The organism is Vibrio sp. PNB23_22_6 (genome assembly GCF_052877535.1).
In genome coordinates this window covers 223,992-244,454 of record NZ_JBNFXP010000003.1, presented here as the reverse complement: position 1 = coordinate 244,454, position 20,463 = coordinate 223,992, and the positions used below count along the sequence as shown (strand labels likewise).

At 43.8% G+C, this 20,463-nt stretch carries 19 protein-coding genes; 10 read left to right on the top strand and 9 right to left on the bottom strand.

Annotation, left to right across the window (positions count from 1 at the left end; all coding sequences use genetic code 11):
* Positions 1-34: 34 nt before the first annotated feature.
* From aat to infA, 3 genes are all read left to right on the top strand, one after another.
* On the top strand, positions 35-745 hold the full coding sequence (gene aat, locus ACVA54_RS04245; protein WP_446644117.1) for a leucyl/phenylalanyl-tRNA--protein transferase: 711 nt from the start codon (positions 35-37) through the stop codon (positions 743-745).
* On the top strand, positions 742-1,443 hold the full coding sequence (locus ACVA54_RS04240; protein WP_446596188.1) for an arginyltransferase: 702 nt from the start codon (positions 742-744) through the stop codon (positions 1,441-1,443). Before aat ends, ACVA54_RS04240 begins: the two co-directional genes overlap by 4 nt.
* Before the next feature lie 80 nt (positions 1,444-1,523).
* Positions 1,524-1,742, top strand: coding sequence for a translation initiation factor IF-1 (gene infA, locus ACVA54_RS04235; protein WP_001040192.1), 219 nt, complete (start codon positions 1,524-1,526; stop codon positions 1,740-1,742).
* A gap of 416 nt (positions 1,743-2,158) precedes the next feature.
* On the opposite strand, the gene clpA is transcribed toward infA, so the two are convergent.
* Together clpA and clpS are read right to left on the bottom strand one after the other, a co-directional pair.
* Positions 2,159-4,429, bottom strand: coding sequence for an ATP-dependent Clp protease ATP-binding subunit ClpA (gene clpA / locus ACVA54_RS04230; protein ID WP_099078607.1), 2,271 nt, complete (start codon positions 4,427-4,429; stop codon positions 2,159-2,161).
* Between the two features lie 47 nt (positions 4,430-4,476).
* Positions 4,477-4,797 carry an ATP-dependent Clp protease adapter ClpS gene (clpS, locus tag ACVA54_RS04225; RefSeq protein ID WP_099078606.1) on the bottom strand — a complete coding sequence of 107 codons (321 nt, stop codon included), beginning with the start codon at positions 4,795-4,797 and terminating at the stop codon, positions 4,477-4,479.
* A gap of 693 nt (positions 4,798-5,490) precedes the next feature.
* Between clpS and cspD the strand changes: the two genes are divergently transcribed.
* Positions 5,491-5,709, top strand: a complete 219-nt coding sequence (gene cspD / locus ACVA54_RS04220; RefSeq protein ID WP_172438071.1) for a cold shock domain-containing protein CspD — start codon at positions 5,491-5,493, stop codon at positions 5,707-5,709.
* 316 nt (positions 5,710-6,025) lie between these two features.
* Here cspD and ACVA54_RS04215 read toward each other — a convergent pair whose 3' ends face one another.
* Positions 6,026-8,248, bottom strand: coding sequence for an NADP-dependent isocitrate dehydrogenase (locus ACVA54_RS04215; protein ID WP_446649420.1), 2,223 nt, complete (start codon positions 8,246-8,248; stop codon positions 6,026-6,028).
* 359 nt (positions 8,249-8,607) lie between these two features.
* On the opposite strand from ACVA54_RS04215, the gene ACVA54_RS04210 reads away from it, so the two are divergent.
* Positions 8,608-9,318, top strand: a complete 711-nt coding sequence (locus ACVA54_RS04210) for a pseudouridine synthase (protein WP_119463401.1) — start codon at positions 8,608-8,610, stop codon at positions 9,316-9,318.
* A gap of 108 nt (positions 9,319-9,426) precedes the next feature.
* Here ACVA54_RS04210 and ACVA54_RS04205 read toward each other — a convergent pair whose 3' ends face one another.
* Positions 9,427-10,431: a porin gene (locus tag ACVA54_RS04205; protein ID WP_446579794.1), complete on the bottom strand. Its 1,005-nt coding sequence runs from the start codon at positions 10,429-10,431 to the stop codon at positions 9,427-9,429.
* A 518-nt stretch (positions 10,432-10,949) separates the two neighbouring features.
* Between ACVA54_RS04205 and dinG the strand changes: the two genes are divergently transcribed.
* The 5 genes from dinG (at position 10,950) to xthA (ending at position 15,440) form a co-directional block, all read left to right on the top strand.
* Positions 10,950-13,025 (top strand): ATP-dependent DNA helicase DinG, encoded by a 2,076-nt coding sequence (dinG, locus tag ACVA54_RS04200; protein ID WP_446579796.1) that lies wholly within the window; start codon positions 10,950-10,952, stop codon positions 13,023-13,025.
* A 14-nt stretch (positions 13,026-13,039) separates the two neighbouring features.
* Positions 13,040-13,825, top strand: a complete 786-nt coding sequence (locus tag ACVA54_RS04195; RefSeq protein ID WP_099078600.1) for a sulfite exporter TauE/SafE family protein — start codon at positions 13,040-13,042, stop codon at positions 13,823-13,825.
* Positions 13,822-14,367 carry a primosomal replication protein gene (locus ACVA54_RS04190; RefSeq protein ID WP_446649419.1) on the top strand — a complete coding sequence of 182 codons (546 nt, stop codon included), beginning with the start codon at positions 13,822-13,824 and terminating at the stop codon, positions 14,365-14,367. Before ACVA54_RS04195 ends, ACVA54_RS04190 begins: the two co-directional genes overlap by 4 nt.
* Complete coding sequence (gene rsmS, locus ACVA54_RS04185) at positions 14,367-14,534, top strand: pleiotropic regulatory protein RsmS (protein WP_099078598.1); 168 nt, start codon at positions 14,367-14,369, stop codon at positions 14,532-14,534. The genes ACVA54_RS04190 and rsmS overlap by 1 nt, the downstream gene beginning before the upstream one ends.
* Before the next feature lie 99 nt (positions 14,535-14,633).
* Positions 14,634-15,440: an exodeoxyribonuclease III gene (xthA, locus tag ACVA54_RS04180; RefSeq protein ID WP_099078597.1), complete on the top strand. Its 807-nt coding sequence runs from the start codon at positions 14,634-14,636 to the stop codon at positions 15,438-15,440.
* A gap of 79 nt (positions 15,441-15,519) precedes the next feature.
* On the opposite strand, the gene ACVA54_RS04175 is transcribed toward xthA, so the two are convergent.
* From ACVA54_RS04175 to ACVA54_RS04155, 5 genes are all read right to left on the bottom strand, one after another.
* Positions 15,520-16,197 carry an ABC transporter permease gene (locus ACVA54_RS04175; protein ID WP_099078596.1) on the bottom strand — a complete coding sequence of 226 codons (678 nt, stop codon included), beginning with the start codon at positions 16,195-16,197 and terminating at the stop codon, positions 15,520-15,522.
* Between the two features lie 3 nt (positions 16,198-16,200).
* Positions 16,201-16,941 carry an ABC transporter permease gene (locus ACVA54_RS04170; RefSeq protein ID WP_099078595.1) on the bottom strand — a complete coding sequence of 247 codons (741 nt, stop codon included), beginning with the start codon at positions 16,939-16,941 and terminating at the stop codon, positions 16,201-16,203.
* Between the two features lie 80 nt (positions 16,942-17,021).
* Positions 17,022-17,792, bottom strand: a complete 771-nt coding sequence (locus tag ACVA54_RS04165) for an ABC transporter substrate-binding protein (RefSeq protein WP_182852554.1) — start codon at positions 17,790-17,792, stop codon at positions 17,022-17,024.
* Between the two features lie 97 nt (positions 17,793-17,889).
* Positions 17,890-18,660 (bottom strand): ABC transporter ATP-binding protein, encoded by a 771-nt coding sequence (locus ACVA54_RS04160; RefSeq protein ID WP_446641984.1) that lies wholly within the window; start codon positions 18,658-18,660, stop codon positions 17,890-17,892.
* A gap of 254 nt (positions 18,661-18,914) precedes the next feature.
* Positions 18,915-20,399, bottom strand: coding sequence for a 54K polar flagellar sheath protein A (locus ACVA54_RS04155; protein ID WP_446649418.1), 1,485 nt, complete (start codon positions 20,397-20,399; stop codon positions 18,915-18,917).
* Between the last annotated feature and the right edge of the window lie 64 nt (positions 20,400-20,463).

Sequence of the window (20,463 nt, the reverse complement as noted above, 5' to 3'; positions counted from 1 at the left end):
CTCCTAAAGGCTCTAATGTTGGTAAGCTCTTCTTATGGCAATCTATTTAACTGAACTTGATGATACGTACAACTTCCCTTCACCGTATGAAGCATTAAGTGAACCAAATGGTTTATTAGCATTCGGTGGTGATCTCAACCCCGAACGAATATTAGCGGGGTACCATCAAGGCATATTTCCTTGGTACGGCCCTGGAGAACCCATTTTATGGTGGAGTCCATCACCGCGTGCCGTTTTCGACCCGATGACATTTAAACCTTCTAAAAGCTTGATTAAATTTCAACGTAAACATCAGTATAAAGTAACATTAAACCACGCAACTAAGCAGATAATTCAACGGTGCTCTTCGACACGATCCCCCGAAGAAACGTGGCTCAATGAGAGTATGCAAGCCGCTTACACAGCGCTGGCTAATAATGGTCACTGCCACTCAGTTGAAGTATGGCAGGACAATGAGTTGGTCGGTGGTCTCTATGGCATCAGTGTTGGCCAACTTTTTTGCGGTGAGTCGATGTTTAGCTTAAAAAGCAACGCTTCCAAAATAGCGTTGTGGTACTTATGCGATCATTTGGCATCACATCAAGGACAAATGATTGACTGCCAAGTAATGAACCCACACCTCAAATCGCTTGGAGCGTATGAAATCGAACGTGACGATTTCATAGATAAGCTACTATCTTTAAGGAATAAAAAGACCGCTTTGGGAACTTTTACACCACAGACTTTGCAGGACTCTGTATCATGAGCACGGATCTTCAGCACATTCGTATTGGATTAACTCAAAACCATTCTTGTAGTTACTTACCCGAACGACAAGAACGCGTTGCCGTGGCTCTTGATTCCAATTTACATACCGAGCAAAACTATCAAATATTGATGGCAAATGGCTTTCGCCGCAGTGGGAATACGATCTATAAACCACATTGTGAACACTGTAACGCATGCCAACCGATAAGAGTTTCTATCGCTGACTTTGTCGCATCTAAAAGCCAGAGACGTTTGTTAAATAATGCCTCACTTTTACGTTGGGAAATGAAACCAGATCTCGATGATAACTGGTTTAAGCTATACAGCCGATACATTACTAAACGACACCAAAAGGGCACTATGTATCCACCACGAGAAGATGAGTTCACACGCTTTGCGAAAACGAGTTGGCTAGAGACAGGCTTTCTTCATATATACGATGAATCAAACCGATTGCTCGCTGTCGCTGTCACTGACATTATGAATAAGTGTGCTAGTGCGTTTTATACGTTTTTCGATCCCGACTCTTCGCTCTCTCTCGGTACGTTAGCAGTACTTTACCAAATCAAATATTGCTTGCAGACAAGTAAACACTGGCTATATTTGGGATATCAGATCGATGAATGTCCAGCGATGAACTATAAAACACGCTTTCAGCGTCACCAAAGGCTAGTAAATCAGCGTTGGCAAGGGTAGAATACGCTCCAACTTTACATAATTACTATTTAGCGGCAGAATAGGCGCGCTAATATTGCCTAATTTCTAAAGAGGATTAAATGGCTAAAGAAGACGTAATTGAGATGCAAGGCACTGTGCTTGACACTCTACCAAACACTATGTTCCGCGTTGAACTTGAAAACGGTCACGTTGTGACTGCACACATCTCTGGTAAGATGCGTAAGAACTACATCCGTATTCTTACTGGTGATAAAGTAACTGTAGAGATGACTCCATACGACCTATCTAAAGGTCGCATCGTCTTCCGCGCTCGTTAATCTTAGATTTTCGGATGCAATAAAAAACGGAGCCTACGCTCCGTTTTTTATTGTCTTTGATTCACTACAATAATCATGATGCTTGTTGGATCAACACTAACACGTGTCTTACTCGAAGCGGCTATCTTGCCAGATCAACAAACTAAGCTCTTCCCTGTTCAATAAGACTCATAATAGGTTCGAACTTTTCATCCTACCTTACTAACTCGAGAGCATTTTGCTTACATCCAAGTAAAAGCACACTCAGTGCGCCAATAAAAAGATCATGCATTCGCTCTCCAAGAAAGAATCGAACTTTCGCAAACTCCCTATGGAGTAAGAATAAATGACGACTAAAGGGTTCAGCAGGAAGATTAAATAAACAAAAAAAGCGTGCGACTAAGCGCACGCTTTTTCAGCTATTTAAAGCAGTTGCTTCAGTGAAGCGCCGCTTCTTTCTCACTTAAGTACTCAAACTCAAGTTTATCTTTCACCAACGTCACTTTCACAGTGCCGCCATCAACCAACGAGCCGAACAACAGTTCATTCGCAAGTGGCTTCTTAAGCTGCTCTTGAATAACGCGGCCCATAGGACGAGCGCCCATTGCCTTATCGTATCCTTTATGAGCTAACCAATGGCGTGCATCTTGTGATACTTCCATCGACACACCTCGAGCATCAAGTTGAACCTGAAGCTCGACAATGAACTTATCAACCACTTGATGAATAACGCTTTCATCTAGGCTATTAAACCAAATGATATTGTCGAGACGATTACGAAACTCTGGCGTAAATACTTTTTTGATTTCCGCCATGGCATCGTGACTATTATCTTGCTGAATCAAACCAATTGATTTCTTCTCTGTTTCAGCGACACCCGCATTAGTGGTCATGACAAGGATGACGTTACGGAAATCCGCTTTACGGCCATTATTGTCCGTTAGCGTACCATTATCCATCACTTGCAGTAGTAAGTTGAAAATATCTGGATGCGCTTTTTCAATCTCATCAAGTAGAACAACCGAATGAGGGTGTTTGAGAACCGCATCAGTAAGTAAACCACCTTGATCGTAACCAACGTAACCTGGCGGCGCACCAATCAAGCGACTCACAGAATGACGCTCACCATACTCAGACATGTCAAAACGAAGAAGCTCAATTCCAAGTAGTTTGGACAACTGAACCGTGACTTCTGTTTTACCTACCCCCGTAGGGCCGGCAAATAAGAATGATCCGACAGGTTTATTATCAACACCCAGACCTGCACGTGACAGCTTGATGGCTTCTGACAGTGCATCGATAGCATTGTCTTGGCCAAACACCAACATCTTCATCTTGTCATCTAAGTTTCTCAAGATATCTTTATCCGACGATGACACTGATTTCTCTGGGATACGAGCCATCCTAGCAACCATCGCTTCGATGTCTGCTACGCCAACCGTTTTCTTACGACGACTCGCTGGAGCCAGACGACTGCGAGCTCCAGCCTCATCAATGACATCAATCGCTTTATCTGGTAAATGACGCTCGTTGATGTACTTCGCCGACAGTTCAACCGCAGCACGTAGCGCTTTATTGGTGTAACGCACTTCATGGTGGGCTTCGTACTTCGGCTTTAAACCCATCAGAATCTTTGTAGTGTCATCCAATGAAGGCTCAACAACGTCAATTTTTTGGAAACGGCGAGACAATGCGCGCTCTTTTTCAAAAATGTTGCTGTACTCTTGGTATGTTGTTGAGCCGATGCAACGTAACTTACCGCTACTTAGTAGTGGCTTAATTAGGTTAGCGGCATCGACCTGACCACCAGAAGCAGCACCTGCACCAATGATGGTGTGAATTTCATCGATGAATAGGATCGCATCCTCTTCTTTTTCTAACTGTTTCAAAATGGTCTTGAAACGTTTCTCGAAGTCACCACGATATTTGGTGCCCGCCAATAACGAACCAATATCAAGTGAGTAAATCACACTATCTTGAATGACTTCTGGTACTTGGCCTTCTACGATTCGCCAAGCCAGACCTTCCGCAATGGCCGTTTTACCCACACCCGCTTCACCGACGAGCAACGGGTTATTCTTACGGCGACGGCAAAGTACTTGAATGGTACGCTCAAGCTCTTTATCTCGGCCTATCAGAGGGTCAATATTACCGGCTTTCGCCACTTGGTTAAGGTTGGTAGCAAAGCTCTCTAAGCGCTCATCTGAATTCGTCTCTTCCGGGCTGTCAGAACCGAACGAGTCCGATGAAGATGGATCTTCACTTGAGCCAGAAGCTTTCGTAATACCATGGGAGATAAAATTCACGATATCCAAGCGCGAAATGTCATTCTTCTTAAGCAGGTAGGCGGCATGAGACTCTTGTTCGCTAAATATCGCGACTAAGACGTTTGCACCAGTCACTTCATTGCGCCCAGAAGACTGAACATGGAATACCGCACGCTGAAGCACACGCTGAAAACTCAAGGTAGGTTGGGTTTCTCGTGTCTCATCACTTTGCGGGATCAACGGCGTTGTTTGATCAATGAAAATATCGAGTTCGTTACGCAAAGCATCAAGGTCCGCTTTGCAGGCTAATAAGGCTTCCTTGGCTGCATCATTTTCCAACAATGCGAGTAGGAGGTGTTCGACAGTCATGAACTCGTGACGTTTATCTCGTGCACGAGCGAATGCACCGTTAAGGCTTGACTCTAGTTCTTTATTTAGCATAAGTACCTCCCGAAAGAACAACTTGGTTGCTCGAGCAAGTCTTCTTGTTACGCTTGCTCCATCGTACATAGTAGCGGATGTTCATTTTCCCTTGAGTACATCGTCACTTGCGCTACTTTAGTTTCAGCAATTTCTGCGCTGTATGTCCCACAAATTGCCTTTCCTTCATAGTGAACCTTAAGCATGATTTGCGTTGCTTTATCAAGATCATGAGAAAAGAATCGCTCAAGTACCTCTATGACGAAATCCATAGGTGTGTAGTCATCATTATTGAGTACAACGTTGTATAGCTTCGGCGGCTGAACTTTTGTACTTTCTCGCTCCAGAAGATCAGAGTCTGGAGTCACCCATTCAAAATTTTTACTCATGGCAATTCAAAGATATCTTATCAAAGGGTTGATGTTTTCGACCTATAAAAACAATCTACCATAAGCATGCCGAGTGGTGTAGTGAGATAAGGCACCTAAATGGACTTTGATAGATAAAAAGTTGCGCCCTCATATAGAGACTAATGCACCTCTTACACTGGTGCAAATAAAGATTTTGGTCTTCAAACCGTCAGAGGCATCCCCTAATAATGGTATTGTTGCATGCAATGCATTTACCCTATCACTACGTTAATGCAAAGTAAGAGATCACAGTTATCAATTAAATTTATGCTTTCTATCACCGAAATTTCACTTTTTATTCATTTAGTAGATTCCACTAAGTTGTGCAGCTTGATCAGTATGCGCCTTCAGCATATTCAAATCATACAGTCTTTTTAACTAACCCCACGCCTCTGACCGACAAACCGCTTGCAAAGTTGTTAATCTTAAGTGAGATTTGTTTTAAAATATGACTTTGATTGTTGCATTTCACTATTGACTGCTGAGATTCATTGACTAAAGTGGAAAGTGTTGATGCATAAATCGTCATTTAAGACTGCCTTTCTTTGGGACAAAGTCTTAGATGGAACGCTCAACTCGACGTGTATTAGTGAGAACTAATAATGATACCAAGCTAAAGGTATGGCTTGGAGTAGTAAAAACATCAGTAAAATGCATGAGGGATGTAAAAGCATGGCTACAGGTACAGTAAAGTGGTTTAACAATGCCAAAGGATTTGGGTTTATCTGTTCAGATGAAGAGGAAGGAGATATCTTTGCCCACTACTCGACTATCCAAATGGACGGTTATCGTACACTGAAAGCAGGCCAACAAGTCTCATACGAGATTGAAAAAGGCCCAAAAGGTTCACACGCGAGTAGCGTTGTGCCAATAGAGAGCCAAGCCAAATAACTATATCAATCTAAATAAGTAATTGATCATTCTTGCTAGTTAAAATCGCTGATAGTTTCGGTATAGATTTTGTAAGTAATTAGAATAACGAGTTACTGCAATCTATGTCTTGCTCTAAGCTATTTTTCCGGCGCAATAAAGTGACCTGTTATTGATCTAGATTGGTATTAGAGCGCTCAATCAGACAAACCCTTCGCTCTCATTAATTTAGGCTAGTTATAGCACTGACTTTATGAAGAGGAAAATAAACCCGCTAAAGAGCGGGTTTATAGTTTATCAGCACTAAAACACGCCACCGAAGTGGCGTAAACTTAGATTATTTGATGATAGCGTTCAGAGTTGCACTTGGGCGCATTAGTGCCGCTGTCACTTCATCATCGAGTGAGTAGTAACCACCTAGTTCACCTTTCACCCCTTGAGCAGAGTTCAACTCAGAAATGATTGCGTCTTCTTGCTCTTCAAGCGCTTTTGCAACTGGTGCAAACTCAGCAGCAAGTTCTGAATCAACAGATTGCTCTGCAAGTGCTTTAGCCCAATAAGAAGCAAGGTAATAGTGACTACCACGGTTATCTAACTCACCTACCTTGCGTGAAGGCGATTTGTTATTATCCAAGAATTCACCCGTTGCTTTATCCAGTGCATCAGCGAGAACCTGCGCCTTTACATTCCCCGTCACAGCGCTTAGGTGTTCTAACGAAGCCGCTAACGCTAAAAACTCACCTAAAGAATCCCAACGAAGGTGATTTTCTTTCTCAACTTGTTGGACGTGTTTAGGTGCAGAACCACCTGCGCCCGTTTCAAACAAACCACCGCCGTTCATTAGCGGAACGATAGACAGCATCTTCGCAGATGTACCTAACTCTAGGATTGGGAACAAGTCAGTTAGATAGTCACGCAATACGTTACCCGTTACCGAAATAGTATCTAGACCTTCTTTAATACGCTCTAATGAGAACTTACATGCATCAACTGGTGCAAGGATTTTGATCTCTAAACCCGCCGTATCATGCTCAGGTAGGTATGCATGAACTTTCTTGATAAGCTCCGCATCGTGCGCACGATTTTCATCGAGCCAGAATACGGCCGGAGCACCTGTTGCGCGTGCACGCGTTACCGCTAGTTTCACCCAGTCTTGAATTGGCGCATCTTTCACCTGGCACATACGGAAGATGTCACCCTCTTCTACCGCCTGCTCAAGTAGTACGGTACCAGAAGCATCAACCACACGTACGGTGCCTGCGGCATCTAGAATGAATGTCTTGTCATGTGAACCGTACTCTTCTGCTTTTTGAGCCATTAGACCAACGTTTGGTACGCTTCCCATTGTTGTTGGGTCAAATGCACCGTGCTCTTTACAGAAGTCGATTACCGCTTGGTAAATACCAGCGTAGCTACGATCCGGAATCATCGCTTTGGTGTCTTTCTGCTTACCATCCGGCCCCCACATTTGGCCAGATGAGCGAAGCATGGCTGGCATCGATGCGTCAACGATGATGTCACTTGGTACATGAAGGTTGGTAATCCCGCGATCTGAATCCACCATCGCTAGCTCTGGCTGCGTCTCGTATACCGCTAAAATAGCGGCTTCGATTTCAGATTTTTGCTCTGTCGGTAGTGATTCAATTTTTGCGTAAACATCGCCGATACCGTTGTTTACATCCACACCGAGTTCTTCAAATAGTTTGCCGTACTTAGCAAAAACATCTTTATAGTAAACCTTAACAGCATGACCGAAGATCACTGGATCAGAAACCTTCATCATGGTCGCTTTCATGTGTAGAGAAAGCAGAACGTCTTGCTGTTTCGCTTCTTCGATTTCTTTTTCAAAGAATGCAACCAGTGCTTCCTTGTTCATCACTGAACAATCAATCACTTCTTTATCTTGTAGAGGGAACGCAGCTTTTAGTTGTTTTACTGAACCGTCTGCAGCGACGAATTCAATTTTAACGTCAGTCGCACCAGAAACGGTTGTCGACTTTTCACTGCCAAAGAAGTCTTGGTCAGTCATGCTTGATACGTGAGATTGAGAATCTGCTGACCATGCACCCATTGAGTGTGGATTTTTCTTCGCGTAATTCTTCACGGAAAGTGGCGCACGACGATCTGAGTTACCTTCACGGAGTACTGGGTTTACCGCACTGCCTTTAATTTTGTCGTAAGTCGCTTTGATGGCTTCTTCTTCGTAAGTATTTGGCTCTTCTGGATAGTTCGGTAAATCGTAACCTTTTGCCTGGAGTTCTTTAATCGCCGCTTTTAGCTGAGGAATAGAAGCAGAGATGTTAGGAAGCTTGATAATATTTGCTTCAGGAGTCTTAGCCATCTCACCAAGCTCTGCTAGTGCATCACCAATACGTTGCTCTTGTTTTAAATGCTCTGGGAAGTTCGCAATAATACGACCCGCTAATGAAATATCACGAGTATCTACGTTGATGCCAGACGAAGCGGTAAACGATTGAATGATTGGCAGTAATGAATAGGTTGCTAGCGCTGGGGCTTCATCAGTGATTGTGTAGATAATGGTAGGTTTTTCTGTAGGCATGAAATTTCCCTATTTTTCACTCAACTAAGCTGATAACTCAGCCACTGAGTTTGTTGAATTGACGCATTGCTTAACGTTAGTAGTGCATTTCTCCTCACCAACGCAAAATGCGGTTCGCACTCTTTCTTATATTTGACTCTATATCCATGAGTGCACTTTGTGCCAAGCGCACTTTCAGCTGTATTTCTAACAGAAATCCATCACTGAAAGCGACTTAGCTATATCATTAAACAAATAACACGAAATAGTCTATTATTCTGTGCGCTTTTGTTAGTTTTAGGCGCGAAAATGATAGCGGATATCAGGAAAACATAAAACTTTCAAACACAGTTCATTTACAATTTTGCAAGGTAGTTAACATGTCATCTCGCACGGGCCATGAAAAAGGTCGTCGTAGTCACCCATCTAAACCGGGGCATTTTAAACGCTCGGCAAAGCCAAGCAACGCCACAGGACAAGGTCAAAAAAGACAAAATCGCCTAAGCCGCTCGTCATCAATAGCAAAACCTAGAATTGCCCCAGAAGATCGTAAAGTGATCATTTTCAATAAACCTTATGACACATTGAGCCAGTTTACCGATGGTGAAGGCCGTAAAACGCTTGCCGATTACATACCAGTGAAAGATGTTTACGCTGCTGGTCGGCTCGATCGAGACAGTGAGGGGCTAATGGTGCTCACTAATGATGGCATCTTACAAGCCAAACTGACGCAACCGACATCAAAATCACCAAAGACCTATTGGGTGCAAGTGGATGGAGCTCCTCAAGAAGAAGACTTAGAGAAATTACGTAAAGGCGTGGAGCTTAAAGATGGTATGACGCTGCCCGCCAAAGTAGAGGTTATGTCAACGCCGGACATCTGGGACAGAAATCCACCCGTACGTTTTCGCGCTAACATCCCAACCACGTGGTTAGCCATTACCATTATCGAGGGACGAAACCGTCAAGTGAGGCGCATGACCGCTCATATCGGCTTCCCTACCCTACGCTTAGTACGCTACTCCATGGGCGGGATTGTGCTGGATGATCTACAACCTGGTGAGTGGAGAGAGATCCATTTAGCTCACTAAACGAACCGCTATTAAACCGGCTCCTCTGAGTTGAATACATCAAAAATTATCTAAAAAAAGAGCGCATCATGGATGCGCTCTCTTCTTTCATATTTGAGTGACTAACTATTAGAAGTAGTAGAAAGCCGCTGCGAATACGTAAGTTTCCTTATCAACTGATTTATCACCAGTGTCTAGGATTTGTTTTACGTCGATACCCATGTCCGCATTTTGACCTAGCTTGTAAGTCATCGCGATGTTCATGTAAGACTGATCTTTGTCTGCTTCGTTGTTTTCTTCAGCAGTGTTTGCTGCATAGCCAGCAGCCAACGTCATCAGGTCATTTACTGGGTAGCCAGCAGATAGGTAGTAACCAGTGTTTTTCTTATCAGTTGTATTTGATACTAGGTTAGCACCACCTTCTTCAATCCAGAAGTTTGCACCTAGCATCACTGCGCCTAGGTCAACGTTACCAGTTACTGTGTAAACATCGTAGTCATGTTCATCACGAGTTTCGTAACCAGCGTAGATATTGAACATGTCTTGCTCAAGACCGATGTAACCATTCACACCTTTGTCTGCAGCACGGTGAGATGCACTAGTTTCAAAGTAAGACACACCGTAAGCGAAACCAGAAGTCGCACCTTGGAACTTAACTACGTTGTATGCGTCAGAAGCGTCGCCTGCAGATGCACCGAATTCATAAGTGAAGTCACCAGCGCCGTCAACTTTATCTAGTGCCGTGTCGTTTTCCCAACCGAAAGACGCAACACCGTAGCCAGTGTCGAAACCGATCCATGCTTTATCTACGTCTGTTGCTGGACCAGATTCAATACCAGTAATATCTTCTGACTTAGTGCTGTAGTTCATCTCTAGGTCAACTTCAAGGTAACCTAGTAGACGGTTGTTTCGGTAGTTTACTGCAACTGTTACAGCAGTTGCCCAATCATCGTAAAGCGCTTTTGTTTCAGTATCGTAGTAACCACCAACACCTAGCGCACCTTCTACCACAAACTGCTCTTTTTGCATTGGGTCAAACTCAAATACAGGCTTGCTGTTTTGAGATGTTGTTTCTACTGCGAATGCAGACGTAGAGATGCTCGCTACAGCAAGCGCTAATAGAGTCTTTTTCATAATAATTCCACTGCCTTTTCTTAGTTTGGGATATCCTTGTCCGATTCCCTTCTTTTATATTTTTGAAACCGCTTATTATCGAAACGTAACAATGCTTGGTCTGCAAAATCTGGGCGTTAGAGTGCAAAAGATTATTCTGTCTGTCAAACTTTCTAAACCTTATCATCAAAAAAAGTAAAAATTAAATAAAAACAGATATTTACACACTTGCATTGTCATTTTTTGATGAATATCTAAACAACAACCTTGTCTCATAACCAACTAAACAACCATTACCAAGCAGCTCAAAATCTCTATTTGTGATTATTTAACAGACAGCAAATAGATAAATACACCTATAAACATGTAAATATCAGATTATTATGTCAATAAACGAGGGCGAGCATCCTTCTTTAGTTTAGGTTTAGTTTTTTTTTGTGAACAAGATCTCTATTCCTTACAAAAGCATTCCATTTCGCGAACTACTGTACAACTAGTGATGTGTGCTACTATGCGGCTCCAACGCATTTGAGGCCCGTATGCTAACCAGTAACATTCAGAAATCGATTCGAACTAGCTACCAGAATCTGCAAGCACAACTCGACAACTTTGTCCCGAGAAGAGCTCAAAACTACTTAGTTGCGGAAATAGCGAAAACGCTATGCGGGCAATACCATAAGTCCAATCGTCTTCTGGTGGCTGAAGCCGGAACCGGGATCGGCAAATCACTGTCATACTTGATGGCCGCCATCCCTGTTGCGGTTTATAACAACCGAAAAGTGGTTATTTCAACGGCGACAGTGGCGTTGCAAGAACAATTAGTAAACAAAGATTTGCCGCTATTTCGTCGCATCACTGATCGAGAGTTCTCATTTATTCTCGCTAAAGGTCGCCAACGTTACTGCTGCGCTGAGAAACTGGCTGCAGCATGTGGCGTCGATGGTGGCCAACTTGCCATGTTTGAAACTAAACCGAAGAAGAAAGACATCGAGCTGTTGGAAACCATGTATCGGTCCCTTGCGCAAGGTAAGTGGGATGGCGACCGTGATTCCTGGCCAAAATCCATTGATGACCAACTCTGGCAGCTGATCGTGAGTGATAAGCACAGCTGCAATAATAGCTTGCCGACTCACCGTGGGTGCCCTTTCCAAAAAGCACGTGCGGAACTAGACAAAAACGACGTGATCATCGCCAACCATTCTCTTGTAATGGCAGATGCGGATCTCGGTGGTGGCGTGATCTTGCCTGAACCGGAAAACACCATTTATGTGTTCGATGAGGCGCATCACTTGCCTCACGTTGCTCGCGATCATGCGTCTGCATCCGCTAGCTTAAAAGGCGCGGCAGCGTGGTTAGAGAAACTGAATCAATCCACCAGTAAGTTTTCTTCACTGGCGGATGAAAAGCGCGTGGGTCGATTTCGAAATGATTTACAAGAGTCCGTACAGGAACTGATCCCCGCGTTAAGCCAATTAACCAAGCAGTTTGACCCCGCACATTTTGAAGAAGGTATCTATCGCTTTGAGCATGGTGAACTGCCGACCTGGTTGGAAAACCAATCCAAAGAGTTGAAACAACTCAGTAAGAAAGCGAACCAAAGCGTAGCCAAAATTGCCGACTTAATTGCCGAACGCGTAAAAGATGGCGAACTGTCATCAAAATTAGCAGAGCCTGCTTTGGCTGAATTGGGCTTCTATATTCAGCGTTTAGAGAACCTCGCTCAAGTTTGGCGCTTAATGGCTGAGCCCACTCGCGACAAAGGCGCACCTTTGGCTCGTTGGTTAGAGAAACACCCCGATCGTGAAGGCGATTATATAGTGAGTGTGTCTCCACTTGAGATTGGGTGGCAGTTGGATCAACAAATTTGGAGTCGCTGTATTGGTGCCGTTTTGGTTTCTGCCACAATGCGCGCACTAAACTCTTTTCAGTATTTCTGTCACCAAGTTGGGGTGGATGCGAAACCGGAGTCTGGCACACAATTTTTGGCGCTGGCCTCTCCGTTTGATTACCAAAACCAAGCAGAGTTGCTTATCCCAGCAATGCAGTACGAACCGCAAGCACCTCAGTTTACTGAATATCTTATTGAGATTTTGCCTAAGTATTTAGAAGACAACAAAGCAAACTTAGTATTATTCTCCTCATATTGGCAGATGAACCAAGTTGCAGACGCATTAAATGCGGACTTCATCAAACGCGGGTGGGCGCTACAAGTTCAGGGAGAGAGTTCTCGTGCAGAGATTCTAAAAAAACATAAAAAGCTCATTGATAAACAAAAGACCAGCATCCTATTTGGTACTGGAAGCTTCTCTGAAGGGCTCGATTTACCTGGGGAGTTGTTAGAGAACTTGATCATCACCAAAATTCCTTTCGGTGTGCCTACTTCACCGGTAGAGCAGGCGCATTCTGAATATATCGAGAAAAAAGGCGGTAACCCATTTATGCAGATCACCGTCCCCGATGCAAGTAAAAAGCTGATTCAGAGTGTTGGTCGTTTACTGCGTAAAGAGCGTGATTCTGGTAGAGTGACCATTCTTGACAGACGCTTAGTAACCAAACGCTACGGACAAGCACTCATTGACTCGCTGCCACCGTTTAAACGCAAAATAGAATATTAGAAGAAAAACCATTTATGGAAATGATTGAGCCAACCATGCTGTTGGTGTTGGCGCTTGTCGCTTTTGTTGCAGGGTTTATCGATGCTGTGGCAGGTGGAGGGGGGATGCTTACTGTGCCTGCCCTACTTTCTTTGGGGCTTCCTCCACATGTTGCTTTAGGGACAAATAAGTTGGCCGCTTCATTTGCTTCTTCTACTGCTGCTTTTACTTATTACAAAAAGCGCCTCTTTAAGCCACAATGCTGGGGCCGTGCATTTATTGCCACATTAATTGGTGCAACACTCGGTACACTTTTTGTGGATGCGATTAGCACAGAGTGGTTAGAAAAAGTATTACCGCTCATTATACTGGGTGCCGCTATGTATACCGTATTCCACAAAGCCCCCAACTCCACACACCAAAGCCCTACACCAGAACCGTGTCCATTGCTAAACAAAAAGCAGTACATGCAAGGTCTAACCATTGGGTTTTATGATGGTCTTGCTGGGCCGGGCACCGGTGCATTCTGGACAGTCAGTTCTATGGCGTTATATCGGTTGAATATTTTGCTTGCGTCAGGCTTGGCTAAAGCGATGAACTTCACCAGTAACTTCACTTCTCTTATCACTTTTGCGGTTTTAGGTCATATTAACTGGGTGCTAGGCTTAACCATGGGCGTGTGTTTAATGGCAGGGGCCTTTGTTGGTGCGCACTCTGCGATTCGATTCGGCTCTAAGTTTATTCGCCCAGTATTTGTTACTGTGGTTAGCGCACTTGCTATAAAATTGGCATATGACGCATGGTTTGTAGGTCTGACATGAACATTAATCAACTTTCAGAAAAACTAGAACAGATGTCCAAACAAGCCGCAACGCTTGACCGCCAGCGAGGTGAACATCATGTTCCACTTTTTGACGAGCGCTTGTTCCACTGCCGCTCTCGCTTACTCGTGCCTTGCGTAAAAGAAGCAAACTCGACACTGGATGCGATCATCCGGGAGCAGAGCGAAGGCAAATTGACAACGTTGCGTGCCGAGTACCTTACTGAGCGATTAGTTGCGCAAATTAGTGCTATCCAACGTGAAATATCCACCACTAAAATTCGTAAGAACGAAATTAAGCATAGTAGTCACTTCCGCAAGCCTATCAATGTGCTTTATCAAGAGCTCGCTCAACACCAAGAATGGGCTCGCCGCTTAAGAGAAATGGTGTTGGAAAAGGAACGTGCGGTAGAAATAGCACCAAGCTTTATGCGTTCAGAGGCGCAGAAGGCCCTCATTGCCACAGAACAGCGATTAGAGCGCTGTCAAGCAGCGCTGCTGAAACTCGAAAATCAAATTACTCATAGGGAAAAACATCAGTAATGTCTGACCAACCAATATCACCACTTGATAGTGCGCCTGAAGAAGTCAAACTGGCCGTTGATCTTATCTATTTATTGGAAACAAACAAAATTGATCCTGCAACCGCACTTAAAGCGCTCGAAATCGTAAAAAATGACTTAGAAAACAAGCTTGTTTCAAACAAGTAGAACTGACTATTTAGAGTGACAACCTAACAGCGCTCTTATTCTTAGGCCAATTTTCAATGGTAATCTCTGACCAAACCATCCCCTTGAGAAGGATAAATAATGAAAGTAATCAGCTTTAACATTAATGGACTCCGCGCGCGTCTTCACCAGCTTCAAGCCATTATCGATAAGCATCAACCTGACGTTATCGGTCTGCAGGAAATCAAAGTTCATGACGAAGCCTTCCCTATCGAAGATGTCGAAGCAATGGGGTACAACGTTTACTTTCATGGCCAGAAAGCGCACTACGGTGTGGCGATGCTATGTAAACAAGAGCCAATCAGCGTGCAGAAGGGCTTTCCTACTGACAATGAAGAACATCAAAAACGCATGATCATGGCAACGTTTGCAGATGAAAACGGCGAGAAGGTGACAGTACTCAACGGTTACTTCCCGCAAGGTGACAATATCGCTCACGAAACCAAATATCCATACAAGCGCCAGTTCTACAAAGATCTGATGAGCTACCTAAACGGTCACCACTCCAATGATGAACAACTGATCGTAATGGGAGACATCAACATCAGCCCTATTGATGCCGATATCGGTATCGGAGAACCAAACCGGAAACGTTGGTTGAAAACGGGCAAATGTTCATTCCAGCCAGAAGAACGCGAGTGGTTACAAACACTTCTGGATTGGGGCTTTGAAGATACTTTCCGTACTTTACACCCAGAAGTCAATGATCGCTTCTCATGGTTCGATTACCGCTCTCGAGGTTTTGATGACAACCGTGGTCTTCGTATTGACGTGATTTTGGCAACGCCATCTCTTGCTAACAAATGTATCGAGTCAGACGTTGATTACGAACTACGAGGAATCGAAAAGCCGTCTGACCATGCTCCTATCTGGTCGACCTTCAAATAGCCCCTGACCTTTCACCAACGATAAAAAGAGCGCACATTGGCGCTCTTTTTATCGTTAGTATCAACCTAGTGATAAACTTTTAGCTTAATGGTCTTAGATACGCCAAGAAACGTTTCTCTGCCATTTTAAAGCACCACAGAATAATAAACGTCAACGCCATGTAGAACAGACCTGCCGTCAAGAATGACTCAAATGGCGCATAATATCTTGAGTTTACTAAGCGAGCAGCGCCAGTCAAATCCATAATGGTGATGATGCCGGCAACCGCACTACCGTGTAGCATGAAGATCACCTCATTCGAATACGCAGGTAAAGCACGGCGTAATGCGCTTGGTAAGATGATACGACGATAAGTCATAAACGGGCTCATGCCATAAGCTTTCGCGGCTTCCACTTCCCCTTTTGGTAAGCCATTGATCGCACCACGAATAATTTCCGCTGTGTAAGCTGAAGTATTAAGAACGAAAGCCACTAGCGCACAAAACCATGCATTCTCCCAAAGAGTGTCTTTTACTGGGAAGAATTGGTCCATACCGTAGTAAATGAGGTACAGCTGCACTAATAGAGGAGTCCCACGGAAAAAGTAAATAAACGTCCAAGATGGAAGACTTAATGCGTAATTGGTACTGTTACGTGCTACCGCAAGTGGAATCGACACGCCCAAACCAATCACAAGTGCTAAAGAAACCAACCATACTGTCGTCCACAATCCATCTAGGTAGACCGGGAAGCTTTCAACAATCAATGAAAAATCCATGGTTTACCTCGCGTGAATGCTGAATTTACGTTCCACAAGCTTAAGCAAGCCCGTAGAGACACTAGTAAAGAACAAGAAGATAATTGCAACTGCCATATAAAAGGTAAATGGCATCTTTGTTGTACCAGCGGCTAATGAGCTGATACGCACCATATCTTCAAGACCAATGATCGACACGAGTGCAGTCGTTTTTAGTAATACCAACCAGTTATTGCCAAAACCAGGAAGTGCATGTCGGATCATTTGAGGTAAGAGGATTCTTCTGAATGACATGATCGAGCTCATTCCATACGCTTTTGCCGCTTCTAACTCGCCTTTATCTACCGCCATAATCGCACCGCGAAATGTCTCTGCCATATAAGCACCAAAGATAAAACCGATGGTTAGTACACCCGCAATAAATGGGCTGACATCAATATAATCAGGTAAATAAGAGGTCCACTCATGATTAGGATCACTTGCTGTGAACCAATCATTGAGTGTTTCATTGATAGAATAAAGACTGTTGTTTAATAGAATTTGACCACCGAAGAAGATCAACATCATCAGAACCAAGTCTGGGATGCCACGAATAATGGTGGTGTATAGCGTCGCCATTGCTCTCGCCCACTTGTAAGGAGCAAGCTTTGCTAATGCGCCAAGCATGCCAAGAACGACAGCCAAAATCAGAGAAAGTACAGCGACTTCGATGGTTACTAACGCCCCTTTTAAGATCGAGGCTTCATATCCTTGTAAATCCAGCATAGGTGAGTTCCTAATCCCTAAAACTCAAAATCGGCCGTTAGCGACTTCTAGGAACAAGCCAACGGCCGCTTAATTACGACTTAATCGCCGTATACATCGTAGTTGAAGTATTTACCTGCGATTTCTTGATAAACACCTTTTTCACGTAGTGCAACGATAGCTGCATCCAGTTTCTTCGTTAGGTCTTTGTCCTGTTTACGAACCGCAATACCCATACCTTCACCAAACCATTTAGGATCAGTCAAAGACGGACCAACAAATTCATACGCTTCGCCACCAGCTTTGTTGATAACACCTTCTTCTAGCGCTGATGCATCACCCAGTACCGCAGCGATACGACCATTCGCAAGATCTAGGTAAGCTTCATCAAATGAACCGTAGCGAACGATTTCTACGTCGTCGCCGTAATTGTCAGTCAAATACTTGTCGTGTGTAGTCGCACGTTGAACACCAATTTTGACATCTTTCAGGTTATCAAAGTCTAAACCTGCGCCTTTCTTAGCGATGAATTTGTTTGGAATTTGTGCGTATTTTCCGGTGAAATCCACTTTCTTCTTGCGCTCTTCAGTGATCGACATTGCCGCAATGATCGCGTCATACTTACGTGCTAGCAGAGAAGGAATAATACCATCCCAGTCTTGAGCAACGATTTGACACTTAACCTTCATTTCTTCACAAAGAGCGTTCGCCATATCTACGTCGAAGCCTTTGATTGAACCATCGGTCTCGGTCCAGCTAAATGGAGGGTAAGCGCCTTCAATACCAAAGCGAACAGTTTTCCATTCTTTCGCTTGAGCGACACCAGACACTGCCGTTGCAGCAAGCGTTGCTGCTAATAGCCACTTTTTCATTTCCATACTCCTGTGATTGCTATTTTATTTGGTTTTGTTTGTTGTGCGTGCTTGGGAGGCAAGTGAATGCCGCCCACAAAAATTAGGGGCTGCTTACCTAATAAATGGATGAAATAAATTGCTGTAATCGTTGTGAATCCGGGTTAGTAAAAAGTTTCGCTGGGTCTCCCTGCTCCTCAACCAAACCTTGATGTAGAAACATAACATGATTCGATACGTCACGCGCGAACGCCATTTCATGGGTCACAACCAACATGGTTCGCCCTTCTTCTGCCAAATCTCTCATTACCCCTAAGACTTCCCCAACGAGTTCCGGGTCAAGTGCCGAAGTGGGTTCATCAAAAAGCATAACTTCAGGATCAACCGCCAAAGCACGAGCAATGGCGGCGCGCTGCTGCTGACCGCCAGATAGATGCCCTGGGTAGTAGTCTTTGCGCTCGTATAGCCCCACTTTCTTTAACAGCGCTTCGGCATTCTCAATAGCTTGCGCTTTTGGCACACCGAGCACATGGACTGGTGCTTCAATGACGTTTTCTAAAACGGTTAAGTGGGACCAAAGGTTAAACCCTTGGAATACCATGGCTAAACGAGAACGAATACGCTGTACTTGTTTCTCATTAGCGGGAACGGATTCCCCTGCGCGGTTGTTCTTCATTTGGATAAGCTCGCCGTTTACCCAAATTTCGCCTGCGGTAGGCGTTTCTAGAAGGTTGATGCATCTTAGAAAGGTACTCTTACCGGAACCGGAAGAGCCAATGATGGAGATAACGTCTCCTTTGTGGGCCGACAGTGAAATCCCTTTGAGAACTTCGTTCTGTCCAAATGTTTTGTGCAGGTCTTTTATATCTAGCGCGGGTACATCATTCATGCGCTTTACTCCCTGTGTTATCACTGCATTAAGGGGCTCCGCCCTTTTGATTGGAACAAATTATCACCACTAAACTAAAGTTGCAACAAATTATTAACCTAAAATCATTGCATAGATAAGCGATAATTGCATTTTAATATTCAATATTTAGCTAAATATTCTTCTCTATGCGCATAGTAGGTGTTAAAAAGCCCCTCAAGTGAGGGGCTAAGAGAAATACAAAAGTGTTAATTGAAACTTACTTTAAGCCATTGCTAATTAAAGCGGCTGACTACCAGTGAGTTTGAAGTACGTAGGGCGACCTCGTTTTCCAAGCCTTCTTTTTCTGTAGTAATGATGCCATCCAAGTCTGCATCTAGCTCGGACTCTGACGCAGCACCGTTAGAAAAGAAGCTCATGAACATCTTAGAGTCGAGATCGCTATCTTCTCTCAACACCACTGCAGTACGGTTGAAGTTATTCGAAGCTGAAACTTTCAAACCATTTATAACTGATGTAGGAAAATTGTAATAGTGCAACTCCGGAACAACGACTGCATCACTGTCGCTCTTAGTGAAAATTCGGTGCGTTATTTTATAATCGCTAGAAGCAGCAAAGTAAGCTACACGAGTAAAGCCTTCTGTAGAAGACGTCAACCCCATGTCCAAATCAATCATCGACTCTGCGCTTCCTTGTGCCGATACACGTGGTTTAGCATTTGGTAGGCTATCTATATTTAAGTAAGAACTCGGATCGGCATCAATATCCCATCCTTCAGAAATAGTTTCGTTAAGTAGCGATTCCCAACCATTTGCTTGGTTCTCAGAGAACGCCATATAAGCCCACGTTTCTTTATTAGTTGAGCTAGGGCGTTGGTAATCTCTTGCCGTTGTGTCTAACTCTAACGCATCGTATACAAAGCCATTGACAACAAAACCGATGTGGAGTGAGTCATAAGTATAATTAGAAGACGAGTAAATACTGGACGTATTATCTGCCCTTACCAATGCGATTTCATCAGTTCCCCATGAACCAATTCCATACTGGTAAAGAGCCTTGTTGTTTGAGCCAGGTTCATACTGGAACAACGCAGTAGGTTCACCTTGTATCCCCTCCAACTCATCCGTAGGCAACATATCTGGGTTTGCAGATGTGAAAGTATCAGTTTGAGAGACAAAATTATAATCTCCACCTCCTGATTCCGCATTTCGGTAATCCAAGTTAGTGAACTTATCGCTGACTAAATTACCGCCAGTGAAACATTTATTCAAAGAATCTCGGTTAAGAGCAAAAGTGACATTACGTAGTTTTTTGTCTTGTAAGAACTCTTTTGAAAACGTATTTACCCGAGCTTCTCTACCATTAAACTCTATCGCTTGAAATGTTACAAAACCACCATCAGGAATATCTTCAAGATAGAATTTAAAACTATCCGTAATCGGTTTAATGATATCGCCAGAAACTTTACCATCAGCATCAGAGTAGTAACCAATAACATAGTTAGTGACCTGCTCTTTAGAAGCAGCACTGTAGGTTAAAACCGTTTTATCACCATTTAGAACAGTTTTACGGTCATACACAGTACAACCTTTCGTGATAGCGTCACTTTCAGTCAGTGTCGCTGGTATGGCAAAATCAAAAGTAAACGCGGTTCTCGGTGCACCGCCGCCGCCACCACCGCCACTGCCACTGCCACCACCGCAACCGACCATAAGTCCTGAAATGATTGCCACTAACGGCAGCACATTAAGCTGTTTCATGTATTCTTCCTAAACTGAGCGGCAATGATTAGCCAAAAAATCGTCTTTGCTCGAAATCAAGCAA

Bases quoted from the DNA above. Each gene is read 5' to 3' on its own strand.
- ACVA54_RS04195 (WP_099078600.1), top strand. From the start codon at position 13,040: ATGGAAATGATTGAGCCAACCATGCTGTTGGTGTTGGCGCTTGTCGCT.
- clpS (WP_099078606.1), bottom strand. From the start codon at position 4,797: ATGAGTAAAAATTTTGAATGGGTGACTCCAGACTCTGATCTTCTGGAG.
- rsmS (WP_099078598.1), top strand. From the start codon at position 14,367: ATGTCTGACCAACCAATATCACCACTTGATAGTGCGCCTGAAGAAGTC.
- ACVA54_RS04215 (WP_446649420.1), bottom strand. From the start codon at position 8,248: ATGCCTACAGAAAAACCTACCATTATCTACACAATCACTGATGAAGCC.
- ACVA54_RS04160 (WP_446641984.1), bottom strand. From the start codon at position 18,660: ATGAATGATGTACCCGCGCTAGATATAAAAGACCTGCACAAAACATTT.
- cspD (WP_172438071.1), top strand. From the start codon at position 5,491: ATGGCTACAGGTACAGTAAAGTGGTTTAACAATGCCAAAGGATTTGGG.
- clpA (WP_099078607.1), bottom strand. From the start codon at position 4,429: ATGCTAAATAAAGAACTAGAGTCAAGCCTTAACGGTGCATTCGCTCGT.
- ACVA54_RS04175 (WP_099078596.1), bottom strand. From the start codon at position 16,197: ATGGATTTTTCATTGATTGTTGAAAGCTTCCCGGTCTACCTAGATGGA.
- infA (WP_001040192.1), top strand. From the start codon at position 1,524: ATGGCTAAAGAAGACGTAATTGAGATGCAAGGCACTGTGCTTGACACT.
- ACVA54_RS04170 (WP_099078595.1), bottom strand. From the start codon at position 16,941: ATGCTGGATTTACAAGGATATGAAGCCTCGATCTTAAAAGGGGCGTTA.
- ACVA54_RS04210 (WP_119463401.1), top strand. From the start codon at position 8,608: ATGTCATCTCGCACGGGCCATGAAAAAGGTCGTCGTAGTCACCCATCT.
- ACVA54_RS04155 (WP_446649418.1), bottom strand. From the start codon at position 20,399: ATGAAACAGCTTAATGTGCTGCCGTTAGTGGCAATCATTTCAGGACTT.
- ACVA54_RS04190 (WP_446649419.1), top strand. From the start codon at position 13,822: ATGAACATTAATCAACTTTCAGAAAAACTAGAACAGATGTCCAAACAA.
- ACVA54_RS04240 (WP_446596188.1), top strand. From the start codon at position 742: ATGAGCACGGATCTTCAGCACATTCGTATTGGATTAACTCAAAACCAT.
- aat (WP_446644117.1), top strand. From the start codon at position 35: ATGGCAATCTATTTAACTGAACTTGATGATACGTACAACTTCCCTTCA.
- dinG (WP_446579796.1), top strand. From the start codon at position 10,950: ATGCTAACCAGTAACATTCAGAAATCGATTCGAACTAGCTACCAGAAT.
- ACVA54_RS04205 (WP_446579794.1), bottom strand. From the start codon at position 10,431: ATGAAAAAGACTCTATTAGCGCTTGCTGTAGCGAGCATCTCTACGTCT.
- ACVA54_RS04165 (WP_182852554.1), bottom strand. From the start codon at position 17,792: ATGAAAAAGTGGCTATTAGCAGCAACGCTTGCTGCAACGGCAGTGTCT.
- xthA (WP_099078597.1), top strand. From the start codon at position 14,634: ATGAAAGTAATCAGCTTTAACATTAATGGACTCCGCGCGCGTCTTCAC.